At 63.3% G+C, this 13479-nt stretch carries 5 protein-coding genes; 4 read left to right on the top strand and 1 reads right to left on the bottom strand.

The features are described 5' to 3' along the window. Positions 1-64 precede the first annotated feature (64 nt). Together QQK16_RS07225 and QQK16_RS07220 are read left to right on the top strand one after the other, a co-directional pair. On the top strand, positions 65-2293 hold the full coding sequence (locus tag QQK16_RS07225) for a methyl-accepting chemotaxis protein (protein WP_284195753.1): 2229 nt from the start codon (positions 65-67) through the stop codon (positions 2291-2293). 206 nt (positions 2294-2499) lie between these two features. Further along, a complete protein-coding gene (locus tag QQK16_RS07220; protein ID WP_284195752.1) occupies positions 2500-8772 on the top strand; it encodes an Hpt domain-containing protein in 6273 nt (2090 codons plus the stop codon). 89 nt (positions 8773-8861) lie between these two features. On the opposite strand, the gene glpD is transcribed toward QQK16_RS07220, so the two are convergent. After that, on the bottom strand, positions 8862-10403 hold the full coding sequence (gene glpD / locus QQK16_RS07215) for a glycerol-3-phosphate dehydrogenase (protein ID WP_284195751.1): 1542 nt from the start codon (positions 10401-10403) through the stop codon (positions 8862-8864). 68 nt (positions 10404-10471) lie between these two features. Here glpD and glpK point away from each other — a divergent pair, with 68 nt between their 5' ends. Together glpK and QQK16_RS07205 are read left to right on the top strand one after the other, a co-directional pair. Further along, positions 10472-11956 (top strand): glycerol kinase GlpK, encoded by a 1485-nt coding sequence (gene glpK, locus QQK16_RS07210; RefSeq protein ID WP_284195750.1) that lies wholly within the window; start codon positions 10472-10474, stop codon positions 11954-11956. A 32-nt stretch (positions 11957-11988) separates the two neighbouring features. Beyond that, positions 11989-13458 (top strand): TIGR04222 domain-containing membrane protein, encoded by a 1470-nt coding sequence (locus QQK16_RS07205; RefSeq protein ID WP_284195749.1) that lies wholly within the window; start codon positions 11989-11991, stop codon positions 13456-13458. The last annotated feature ends 21 nt before the right edge of the window (positions 13459-13479 follow it).

Raw genomic sequence — 13479 nt, 5'->3', positions numbered from 1 at the left:
TGAGTATTTGCAACAATCTGGCCGGCTCGGCCCGCAGAGATAAGCAACAGGGAGATAAGCGAATATGGCGCTGCAGGATAAAACGAAATCGGGCGGTAATACCCAAGCCGGCTCGGCACCGCGCAGCGGTTTTACCGATACGCTGATGCGTGCGTTCGGACGCAACAAGGGTCAGTCCGGCGGTGACAAGGCCGAGAAGGCTTACGATCCCTTGCGCACAGTGTCCATACTGGACCGTATCCGGCCCCAGGCGGACGGTGGTGCAGCGCGACCACTGCCGCTGATCGGCCATCTCCCCATACGCCGCCAGATCGAAATCTGCTTCTGGGTCATGGGGATCTCCATCCTGGCCTTTGCCACCACCGTGGCCCTGATGGTGCGTTCCTCCGGCCATGACGCCATCTACCGAGCCACCTCCACCGAAATGCAGATGCTTTCGCAGCGTATGGCCCGTGCGTCCGCCCAGGCCATCCAGGGTAATGCCGATGCTTTCCCCCTGCTGACCGAAGCCTATAACGACTTCGACAAGGATCTGAACCGCCTGATCAATGGTGGCGATGGCCTGCCAGCATCCGGTGGCGATGCCGCCGAGATCCTGGGCAAGATCAAAAAGAACTGGGACAACAACTTCCGCCCCAACCCCAAGAAACCCACGATTGAGACCATCCTCAAGCAGCGTGAAACCTTGGTGGCAGTGACCAAGAACGTGAGTTCGATCAACCGCAACGATGCCAAGCTGCTGGAACTGACCCAGCAGCTGGTATCACTGCTGAGCGAATCGAACGCCCCTGGACACGAGATCGAACTGGCCAACCAGCAGGTGATGCTGTCGCAGCGCATGGCCAAGAACGCCAACGCCATGTTGGCCGGTGAAATCATCAACCCGGAAGTGGTCTTCCTGCTGGGCAAGGACACCAACACCTTCCGCGACACCCTGCAAGGCATGATCGAGGGTAGCGAGGAGCTGCGCATCCAGCCTGCCGGCAACCCTGAGGTGAAGGAAAAGCTGGCCGAAATCCGCGACATGTTCAAGGACTTCGAAACGGTGGTGGGCGCCTTCTCCCGCAACATGCAGAACCTGGTGAACACCCGTCTGGCAAACCAGACCACCTACAAGGAAAGTGAAAACCTGCTGCAGGATGCCAAGAAGTTGACCGCAGCCTACGAGCAATCGGCTGGCGGCATACTGCCCATCATCCTGGAAGTCGTGTTCGCGCTGCTGGCACTGGCGGCCCTGTTTGGTCTGGTGCGGGTGTACAACTCCGAATCGCAGCGTCGCCGGTCCGAGATCGAAGCCGAAAACAAGCGTAACCAGGAAGCCATTCTGCGGCTGCTGAACGAAATGTCCGATCTTGCCGACGGTGACCTGACGGTACGCGCCTCGGTGACCGAAGACCTGACGGGCGCTATCGCCGACTCGATGAACTACACCATCGACGAGCTGCGCAGCCTGATTATCGGTATTAACCGCGCCACCGACCAGGTGACGGCGGCATCCCAGCAAGCCCAGGCCATTTCGGGCGAACTGCTGCAAGCCGCCCAGCGTCAGTCCGAAGAAATCGTCGAGACCAACGAAGTGGTGCAGAACATTGCCCGCTCGATCAACGACGTGTCCGGTACCACCGTCGAATCCGCCCGTGTGGCGCGCCAGTCACTGGATGCCGCCAACAAGGGCGCCGATGCGGTGCAGAACCAGATCAAGGGCATGAACGAAATCCGCGAACAGATCCAGGAGACCGCCAAGCGTATCAAGCGGCTGGGTGAAAGCTCGCAGGAGATCGGTGAAATCGTGGAACTGATTTCCGACATTACCGAGCAGACCAACGTGCTGGCCCTGAACGCAGCCATCCAGGCCGCTTCCGCCGGTGAAGCCGGTCGAGGCTTCACGGTGGTGGCCGAAGAAGTGCAGCGACTGGCCGAACGCTCGGGTGAAGCTACCAAGCAGATCGGCGCGATTGTAAAGACCATTCAGGCCGATACCCACGATGCCGTGGCCGCCATGGAAATCTCCACCCAGGGTGTGGTGGAAGGTGCCAAGCTGTCCGACGCCGCAGGTCAGGCGCTGACCGAGATCGGCCAGGTGTCGAACGAACTGGCCGGTCTGATCGAGACCATCGCCAAGGCCAGCCAGTCGCAGCAGCAACTGGCCGACAAGGTGGCCGTATCGATGCAGGACATTTTGCGCATTACCGAGCAGACCACTGCCGGTACCAAGCAGACTGCCGTGCAGATTGGTCAGCTGACTGGTCTGGCAGCCGAACTGAAGGGTTCGGTTGCGGGCTTCAAACTCTGATTCGGCAAGGGCTGCAACGGCAGATTGCCGTGGTGGCCCTATAGCTCTCAAGCCATAAAGGGGAACGCCCCAAGCTCATTCATGCCAAGACATGGCGCCCGCGCGATGACACCAGGCCCGCCCCTATGGCGGTCCGTTACGCGCCAGCCATCCATCTTCGCTAGACCAGGAGCAGGGCGGCCCCGCAACGCGGAAACACAACATCGATGAGCGCGCACACCGAATTCGATCTGGGTTCGCTGATCTGGGTCAAAGGCGAAATCGACCAGGCCCTAGAGAAGGCACGCCAGAGTCTGGCCAAATATGCCAATCAGGCTGATGCCGCCGAACTCAAGTTCGCACAGACACACCTGCACCAGGTTCGCGGTGCAGTAGAGATGGTCGGCCTGTCCGGCGCTTCGCGCTTCGCCGAAGAGCTGGAAGTCGCCGTCGGCGCGGTTGAGCGCGGCGAAGCCGACGGCAGCATGCTCAAGCTGGTCTCCGACGCAGCGCAAAGCCTGACCCAATACCTGGAAGCACTGGTCAACGGCTCGCCCGATCTGGCCCTCAAGCTGCTGCCCAGCTATCGCCGCGTGCGCGAGCTGCGGGGCGAGAAGTACAGCAGCGGCGCCGATTTGTTCTTCCCCCCCCTGTCCGCCACACTGCCCGCCAACCTCGCAGCACACAAGCTGGACGAGGCCATCCTCCCGACTTACCTGAAGAATGCCCGCAGCCGCTTTGAAGCCGGCCTGCTGAAGTGGCTCAAGGGTGACAAGCACGAGGGTGGGCAGTGGATGGTGCAGGCTTTGTTCGGCGTGGCACGTACCCAGTCGAGCAATCTGCAACGCGGCTTCTGGTGGACTGCGGCCGCCATGGCCGAAGGCAGCGTCGACAATCGGGCCAAGCTCGATATCGACCAGAAACAATTGTTTGCCCGCCTCAATCAGCAGCTCAAGCGGCTGTCCGAGAGCGGCGGCAAGGTGGCGGAGCGACTGTTCCGCGACGTGCTGTATGCCGTCGCCACCATGGAAACCCAGAGCGTGCAGTGCGCAGCGGTGCGGCGCGCCTTTGGCCTGAACGCCCTGCTGCCAGCCGGCGCCCTGGAAGACGACGCCCATCAGCTCGCCGCCATGCAGGTCGCGCGGGAACTGAAGGAACTGATCAACCAGACCAAGGACAACTGGGCACGCGTGGGTGGTGGCAGCAGCGATCGCCTGCCCACTTTCCGCCAGCAGCTGGCCGAGGTCAGCAAGCGCGCGATCAGCCTGTCCATCCCGGCCTTCGACACACTGGCGGCCACGCTGCAGGAAGTGGTGGCCGGCATGACTGCGGCTCCCAACGAGAGCCAGGCGCTGGAAGTTGCCACCGCCCTGCTGCTGTTGGAAAACGCCTTGGTGGTGTTCCCCGAGCGCTCCAGCGACTTCCCGGCCCAGGCCACCGCCATGCAAGCACGCCTCAAGGATGGCGCGGCAAATGCGCCTGAGGTCACCCTGCTGGACGAAGTATCGCGGCGGGCGCAGGAGCGCCTGTTGATGGCGCAGGTAGCACAGGAAATACAGACCAATCTGGGCCAGATCGAACAAACCCTGGATGACTTCTTCCGCGACCCAGATACCCGTGGCGAACTGCTCAGTACGGATGCCCCCATACGGCAGATACGCGGTGCTCTGACCATACTGGACGAGCGTGACGCCCAGGTGATACTGGATGCCTGCGCCGACATCGTCAAACGCTGCCAGGCTGAGGACTACACGGCCCCGGCCGAAGAGCTGGAGTTCCTGGCGGAAGCCTTCTCCAGCCTGGGTTTCTACATCGATGCCCTGCGCCGCGAAGAAGCTGATCGCGGCAAGCTGATTGCCCCCTGGCTGCACCAGATCCGTGGCGAAGCCCCGGACGAGATCGTGCCCACGGAAGCCGAACAGATCGCCGCCGAGTTCGCCAGCGAACCGGAAGTCGAGCTGGAGCTACCGATGGCAGCCAGCCTGCCGGAGGCAGAAAGCACGCCCGCAACCGAGCCTGCGCAAGCTGCGGCACCGGTCGTCAGTACGGCCGTCAGCGAAGCGGCAGTCGATGCCGAACTGCTGGAGGTCTATCTCGAAGAAGCTGTCGAGGTGCTAGACAACGTCAACAGCCATCTGGCCATCATCCGCGACCAGCCAACCAACAAGGAAGCGCTGACTGTCATCCGCCGTGGTTTCCACACCCTCAAGGGTAGTGGCCGCATGGTGGGTCTGAACCAGCTGGGCGAAGTGGCCTGGTCGGTCGAGCAGGTGATGAACAAGTGGCTGCAGGATGAAAAGCGAGCCAGTGCCAGCCTGCTGCAACTGGTGGAGCAAGCCACGGCGGGCTTCTCGATCTGGGTGGATCAGCTCAAGGAGAGCGGTACAGCACAGGTGGAAGCCACTGCCATCTTTACCCTGGCCGAGCAATTGAAGAATGGCCAGGAGCCCGAGCATGCCGCGCCGGCTGCCGAAGCACCCCAGCCTGTCGCCCTAGAAGCGGAAGCCGAGCCCGCGCTGGATCTGGGCTTTGTGGCCGAGCCGGCCGCTGAAACGCCGATCGAACTGGCCCTGCCCGAGCTCACAAGCGAGGCTCCGGCCCTGCTTGAACTGGATGCCGCACCCACCACCGAGCCGGCCATCGAACTGAGTGCTGCACCGACAGACGAGTTCGCGCTGGATTTCGAGCTAGATGCTCCGCCCGCTGCGGCAGAAGCCGAGGCCGCCGAAGCGGCCGTGCTCGACTTCGACCTGGGCGAGCCGGAAGCAGCACCGCTGCTACCCGGCTCTATCGAGCTGGCCCATCCCGAAGAGGAAGTGGAAGCGCCCGAACTGGTCATCGGAGATATCACCATCTCCAAGGCCTTGTTCGGCATCTTCCTTGACGAGGCCTATCGCCATTTCGCCACACTGAACGATGCCTTTATCGACTTCAGCACCCGTGGCGAAGTGCGGCCTGAGTTTGTCCATGCAGCCCATACCCTTTGCGGTATCGCCAACACCACCGGCTTCACCTCGCTGGGCGAGCTGGGCTATGCCATAGAGCAAGCCCTGCTGGCCTACCAGAAGGCGGGTGCCGAACCGGCACAAGGCGACTACGACACCCTCTCCATGGCCATCGACAAGGTGGGCGTGATGCTGGGCCAGGTGGGTCGCTACGAAACCCCGCAAGACGAGCCACAGACCGTGGCCATGCTGACGGCCCTGACCAACCGCCTGAAGGACGAGGCCGAACCCCTGCTGACACTGGACAGCAAACCGGCACCGGCCGAATTCGACCTGACCCTGGATCTGCCAGCGCCCGCCGAAACAGTGGCCGAAGCCCCCGCACTGGAAGGGCTGACGCTGGATCTGGACGCCCCCCAGCCCACCGACGAAGTGGTGCTGGAGGCCCCAGCAGAGACGGCCGAGCCGTTGGATCTGTTACTGGAGCCGGAAGAAATCCATCTCGACCTTGGTGATCTGTCGGCGCCGGAAATCAGCGCAGCGACTGAAGCCGCCCTGCTGGAAGAGACGATAGAAGTCGCGGCAGCAAGCGATGCCGACGTGCTGGATCTGGATATATCGCTGGACGAGGCCGACACCCCGGCAGATGGCCTGAGCGCTACGGCAGACAGCTCCGATGTGCTCGACCTGTCGCTGGATGAGCTGGCCCTGCCCGATGTCAGTATCGACGCCCCGGTGGCAGCAGACGAGGCCGAGGTAGAAGCCGATCTGGTCGACCTGGAAGCAGAACTGACCGCCGACGAGGACACCCCGGTTGCACTGGTGGTGGAAGAACTCCCGGGTGCCGAGTTGCTGTCCGAACTGTCGCTGGATCTGACCGAGTCCACGCCAGAGTTGCTAGCCGTTGCCGATGAACCGGCCGAGTTGGTGGCGCCTGCCGCCGAACTGCCGGCCGAGGACATCGACAGTCCGCTGGTATTGGACGAGATCGCCGAGGACGTACAGGCCATTCCGGCCGCCGAAGCCATGCTGGAAGCTATTCCGCTGGCGGCGGTGGACGAAGCAATCGTGCTGGAGGTGGCCGAGGCCGAGGCAGCGACACCGGCGGTCGAGGAATTCGTCATCCCGACGGCGATATTTGAGCCTCTGGAGGAAGAAACCACGCTGGCCACCGCCCCCACGCCTGCCGAGCAGGATGGTGTGGGCAGCGTCATGCATCTGGCCACGCCGGATCGCCTGGGCGATATCCATGTCAAGGATGAGCTGGACGAGCAGTTGCTGCCTATCTTCCTGGAAGAAATGCAGGAGCTGCTGCCGCAGTTGTCGGCCGATCTGCGCGCGCTGCGCGGTGAACCCAACAACACCGAGACCCATGATTCACTCAAGCGGGTACTGCATACGCTCAAGGGCAGTGCGCGCATGGCCGGCGCCATGCGCATGGGTGAAGCCACCCACAATATGGAAACCCGCCTGCTCAATGCCGGCGAGCATCTCTCCATCGCCCTGCTCGATGAACTCGATCTCGACTTCGATGCCATCACCGAGCTGCAGGACAGGCTGATCAACGGCGAGCCTGAAGCCGCCGCCGAGGCCGAGGAACAAGCTGATATCGCCGCCATGGTGGCTGCATCGGCCGCATCCGAAGCCAGCCGTATCGCCACGGCACAGCCGGGCCAGGCAGCCCGCACCGCTCCGGCCCTGGGCCTGGTCGACCCCGATGCCGGCAAGTCCAGCATACGGGTGCGCTCCGACTTGGTCGACCGCCTGGTCAACCAGGCGGGCGAAGTGTCGATTTCGCGTACCCGTATCGAATCCGAAATGCTGGCGCTCAAGCGCTCCTTGCTGGATCTGACCGATAACGTGGCCCGTCTGCGGGGTCAGTTGCGCGAGATTGAAATTCAGGCCGAATCGCAGATGCAGTCGCGGATGGCCCATGCCACCGACCTGCCTGACTTCGACCCGCTGGAATTCGACCGCTTCAGTCGTTTGCAGGAACTCACCCGCTTCATGGCCGAAAGCGTCAATGACGTGGCCACGGTGCAGCACAACCTGTTGAAGAACCTGGACGAATCCAGTGCCGCGCTGACCCAGCAGGCCCGCATGACGCGTGACCTGCAGCAAGAACTGATGCGCGTGCGCATGGTGCCGTTCTCCTCGGTATCGGAACGCCTGTATCGGCTGGTGCGCCAGACTGGTAAGGAAACCAGCAAGAAGGTGAACCTGGAGTTGCGCGGTGGCCGTGCCGAGATTGACCGGGGCGTGCTGGAGAAAATGGTGTCGCCGTTCGAGCACATGCTGCGCAACGCCATCGACCATGGCCTCGAGACGCCTGACCAGCGTCTGGCCAAGGGCAAGAACGAGTTCGGCGAAATCGTGGTGGAAGCCCGCCAGGAAGGTAACGAACTGGTACTGGTGCTGCGCGACGACGGTGCGGGTCTCGACATCGAGCGCATACGCCAGAAGGGTGTGGAGAAAGGCTTGATCGAAGCCGGTGGCGAGTACACCGACGCCCATATCATGGGCCTGATCTTCGAAGCCGGCTTCTCTACCGCCAGTGCGGTGACCCAGCTGTCGGGCCGCGGCATAGGCATGGACGTGGTCAAGAGCGAGATCGAGGATTTGGGCGGTCGCGTTGAAGTGACCTCCGAAGCCGGTCGTGGCACCACCTTCACCATCCACCTGCCGCTGACGCTGGCAGTCACCCAGGCCGTGCTGGTCAAGGTTGCCGGCAAGCTCTACGCCATCCCCTCTGTGATGGTGGAACAGGTGCAAGAACTGAAGGTTGATCCGCTCAACCAACTGTACCAAAGGCATCAGGCCGAGTGGCAGGGCAATGTCTATCCCTTCCACTACCTGCCTCGCCTGCTGGGTGATTACGACAGCCAGCCCGAGCAGAAGCGCTACAACACCATCATGTTGCTGCGCTCCGGTATCAGCCGCATTGCTGTTCATGTCGACGAACTGGTGAAGAACCAGGAAGTTGTGGTGAAGAACATTGGGCCGCAACTGGTGCGGGTGGCTGGTATCGCCGGCGCTACCGTGCTGGGTAACGGCGAGATCGTGCTCATCATCAACCCGCTGGCCCTGCTGCAGCGTCGCGCCGAGGCCCCGGTGGCCGACTTCGATGCCGCTATGGCTGCCAGCGCACCGGCCCCCGAGGAGATCCTGCAGATCGCCCCGCTGGTCATGGTGGTGGATGATTCGTTGACTGTGCGCAAGATCACCGGCCGCCTGTTGGCCCGCGAAGGCTATCAGGTGGAGACCGCCAAGGACGGCGTGGATGCGCTGCAGAAGTTGCAGGACATCCGCCCGGCGGTGATGCTGCTGGACGTGGAAATGCCGCGTATGGATGGCTTTGAACTGACGCGTAACCTGCGTCTGAATGCCGACACGCGCGACATCCCCATCATCATGATCACCTCGCGTACTGCCGACAAGCACAAGAACTATGCGTTCGAACTGGGCGTCAACGCCTTCCTGGGCAAGCCTTACCAGGAAGACGAGTTGCTGGAGCATATCCGTCGCCTGATCGGCGAAGAACAGCCCACAGCCTGACACAGGCCAGCAAGCTGAAATGAACACGCCCCGCAATGCGGGGCGTGTTCGTTTCAGTCGGCAACATCCCCTGACAAACTGGCGCCGGCTCAGCCAGCCTGTGCCAGCAACCAGTCAGCCAGACCCTGCCGTTCCGACGCCGTCATATGCAAGCCACGCTTGGTCCGGCGCCACAATATGTCATCAGCCGTCTGCGCCCATTCTTCCCGCATCAGATAGCGCACCTCGCACTCATACAGCTCGGCCCCAAAATGCCGGCCCAGCTCGGCTACGCTATTGGCAGTACCCAGCACCAGCATCAGCCGGTCGCCAAACTGCCGCGCCAACCGGTACACCAGGCTCGCCGGCAAGCCGCCATAGCGCACACAGGCTTCCTGGTAGAACGCCTCGAAATCGGCACCGTGCATGACACCACCCGGTAGCACGGCGGATTGGGCAGGCAGTTGCATACGCTCGAAATACGGCTTCAGATGCTGCAATGCATGGCGTGCCAACTGCCGATAGGTGGTCAGCTTGCCCCCGAATACCGACAGCACCGGAGCGCCGCCCTGGTCCAGCCGCAGGGTGTAGTCGCGGGTGATGGCCGACGGGTTGTCGCTCTGGTCATCATACAAAGGCCGCACGCCAGCGTAGCGCCACAGCACTTCGACAGGCTGAGGCGGACGTTCGAAGTACTCCCCCACCAGCTGGCAGAGGTAGCTTACCTCTTCATCCGAACACGCCACCTCGCCCGGTTCGCCATGGTGCACGACATCGGTAGTGCCTATCAGGCTATAGCCCTGCTCATAGGGCAGCACAAAGGCGATGCGGCCATCGCGGTGCTGCAGGATGAAGGCCTGCGGGCCATCATGCAGGGCAGGCACCACGATATGGCTGCCTTTGACCAGTTTGACAGAATCCCGCGCGCCCAGCCGCAGCCCGCCCTTGAGCACTTTTTCCACCCAGGGGCCGGCGGCATTGACCAAGGCCCGGGCATAGACGGTTGTCGTCCCGCCATCTGGCGTCTGAACCGAGACCCGCCATTGCCGCCCCTCCCGGTGCGCTTCCAGCATGCGGGTGCGGGTTCGTACCGTACCGCCCAGCTCGCGGCATTGCATGGCATTGGCCACTACCAGCCTGGCATCGTCCGCCCAGCAGTCGGCATAGACAAAACCCCGCTTGAAACCGGGCTTGATCGGCCCGCCCCAGGGGTGGCGCCGCAGATTGATGCCGTAGGATGCCGGCAAGCGCTCTCGCCCGCCCAGATGGTCGTACAGGAACAAGCCCAGCCTGATCAGCCAGGCAGGCCGCAGGCCATCATGGTGGGGCAGCACGAAGGCCAGTGGCCACACCAGGTGCGGCGCCATGCTGAGCAAGACTTCCCGCTCGCTGAGCGACTCGCGTACCAAGCGGAATTCCCGCTGTTCCAGATAACGCAGGCCACCGTGTATCAGCTTGCTGGAGGCAGACGACGTCGCACCGGCCAGGTCGCCCTGTTCCAGCAGCAATACCTTGAGGCCGGCCTGGCTGGCATGGCTGGCGATACCCGTGCCATTGATGCCGCCGCCCACCACCAGCAGGTCGTAAGGTTGTGTCGTTTCCATCGCATAGTGAAGATAGCCCATGGTCAGGGCGGGGGCTACGCCCAGCACTTGCTAGAATCGCCCCAAACGACACGCCAACAACAAAAACTACGGCAATACAACACATCGGAGACACCATGCCCCACGCCATCCTGTCCATAGACCAGGGCACCACCAGCACCCGCGCCATGCTGTTTGACCGGGCCGGCAAGGTACTGGCCCGCGCCCAGACCGAGCTGCCGCAGCACTATCCGGCCGATGGCTGGGTGGAACATGACGCCCTGCGCATCTGGCAAGACACCCTGGCCGTGGTGCGGGATGCGCTGGCCGGCGCCGGCCTCGCCGCCACCGAGATCGCCGCCATCGGCGTCACCAACCAGCGCGAGACCACCGTGGTGTGGGATCGCCAAACGGGCCAGCCCATTCATCCGGCCATAGTCTGGCAGGACAGGCGCACCGCCGCCTGGTGTGCCGCCCACCACACACCCGAGCGCGAGCAATGGCTAGCCGACAAGACCGGCCTGCTGCTGGACCCGTATTTCTCTGCCAGCAAGATAGCCTGGCTGCTGGACCATGTAGCCGGCGCCCGGCAGCGGGCCGAGGCTGGCGAACTGGCATTCGGCACCATAGACAGCTGGCTGATCTGGCAGCTGACCGGTGGGGCAGTACACGCCACCGACGCCACCAATGCCTGCCGCACCCTGCTGTTCAACCTGCACACCCAGGACTGGGACCCCGAGCTGCTGGCCTTTTTCGGCGTGCCCGCCAGCCTGCTGCCGCAGGTGCAGGACTGCGCTGCCGATTACGGCAGCAGCCTGCCCGAGCTGTTTGGCGCCGCCATCCCCATACGCGGCGTTGCCGGCGACCAGCAGGCCGCCACTGTGGGCCAGGCCTGCTTTGCGCCAGGCATGGTCAAGTCCACCTATGGCACGGGCTGCTTCATGGTAATGAACACTGGCAGCGAGATGGTGCGTTCCCGCAACCGCTTGATCACCACCCTGGCGTATCGCCTGGACGGCCAGCCCACGTTCGCGCTGGAAGGCAGCATCTTTATCGCCGGCGCCGCCGTGCAGTGGCTGCGCGATGCCGTCAAGCTGATAGGCAGTGCTGCCGAATCGGAAAAATGGGCACGCGAAGTGGATGACACCCATGGTGTCTACCTGGTGCCGGCCTTTACCGGCCTGGGCGCGCCCTACTGGGACCCCCAGGCCCGAGGTGCCATCATTGGCCTGACCCGCGACTCCGGCATTGCCGTCATTGTGCGGGCGGCGCTGGAGTCGGTCTGCTACCAGACCCGCGATCTGCTGGAAGCCATGCGGGCGGACGGCACCACCCTGCCGGCCGCCTTGCGTGTGGATGGCGGCATGGCGGGCAACAACTGGGTGATGCAGTTTTTGGCCGACCTGCTGGATACGCCGGTGGAACGCCCCACCATTACCGAGACCACGGCCTTGGGCGCAGCCTACCTGGCCGGACTGGGCATAGGCTTGTATGCCAATCTGGAGGAAATCAGCCAGCTGTGGGCCTGCCAGCAGCACTTTAGCCCCGCCATGGCAGCCGAACGGCGCGTATCGCTCTATGATGGCTGGGTGGAGGCCGTGAGCCGCGTGCGCAGCAAGTAAGCGCCTGTTCAAAGCCCTCCCAGGAGACCGCCATGCAAGCCCAGCTGACACCCGACCAACAGGCGCTATACCAACGTATTCTGGCTCACCCGCTGGAGCAGCCCGACCAGTTGGTGCCGTTCTGCAGCAAGCTGGCCCGGCAGAATGGCTGGTCGCTGGACTATGCCACGCGCGTGGTACAGGAGTACCGCCGCTTTGTGCTGCTGGCGCTATGCAGCGGCCATGTAGCATCGCCTTCCGATGCGGTGGACCAGGCCTGGCATCAGCACCTGTGCGACAGCCGCGATTATTGGGAGCGCTTCTGCCCGCAGGTGCTGGGGCAGCCCCTGCACCACGAGCCCAGCCGTGGTGGCCAGCAGCAGGACAAGCACTACCGTGATCTCTACCAGCAAACGCTAGCCAGCTACCGGCGCCTGTTCGGCATGGCGCCACCAGCCGATATCTGGCCGCCCCAGCCTGCCGCCAACCGCTTTGTCCGGCTGGATACCCGCCAGTACTGGCGCTTGCCCAAGCCCACGCTGACCCGCCCCCGCAACCTATTGGCCGGCCTTGCCGCCAGCGGCCTCTTGGCCGGTTGCGCAGTGCTGCAGGATTGGCGGGTGTGGAACTACAGCGGTCCGGATTTCCTTAGCTTTTATCTGTCTGCGCTGTTGGCGCTCGCGCTGTTCTCCCTGGCCTGGCATGGTTGGTGCCGCTGGCGGGATGACAGCGCCAGCAGCATGCTGCCCCCCAGCCTGGATGCCTACCAGACAGCCTATCTGGCAGGTGGGCCGCACCGGGTGCTGCAGACCGCCCTGCTCAAACTGGAACAACAACAGCTGATCCACACCATGCCCGATGGCACGCTGCAACGCACCGGCGACATAGGCCTGGCGGAGACCGCGCTGGAACGCAGCGTCTTTGGCCTGCTGAGGGAGGGCGAGAAACAGCCCAGTCTGTTCCAGCGCGCCCTGCCTTATCTGCGGTCGCAACTTCACCCGCTGCGCCAGCAGCTGGAAGAAAAACGCCTGCTGCTGAGCAATGCCCAGTACCAGGCTCAAGTCCTGCCCATCCGTTTCGGCATGGCGGCCCTGTGGCTGCTGGGCCTGATCAAGATCGCCATCGGCATCAGCCGCGATAAGCCGGTCGCCATCCTGGTCATCATCGTTCTGGCCTACGGCGGCTTCTGCGCCTGGCGCCTGCTACGCCAACGCGGTCGCCTGCATACTACCCGGCTGGGCAGGGATACCATGCAAGCCAACCGGCAACTGCTGCAGAAGCAACTCAATAGCTCGCCCCAGCAGCCCGATCTGGTACTGCGCCAGTTTGCCTGGTTGGGTAGTGCGGCCCTGGTAGGGACGGCTTGGGGGTACCTGCTACCGGTCTACCGGCCCACCCCCGACACCGACTCCAGCACCACCAGCACCACCACCAGTACAGGCGGCGACAGCTCGGACAGCTCCAGCTCAGATGGTGGGGGAGGCGGTGGGTGCGGTGGATGTGGCGGTGGTGGTGGGGACTGAGCGTCCGCTGTCTATTAGCCA

The sequence above is a fragment of the Chitinimonas prasina genome, assembly GCF_030160395.1.
Taxonomy (GTDB): domain Bacteria; phylum Pseudomonadota; class Gammaproteobacteria; order Burkholderiales; family Chitinimonadaceae; genus Chitinimonas; species Chitinimonas prasina.
This window is presented reverse-complemented; position numbering and strand designations above follow the sequence as displayed.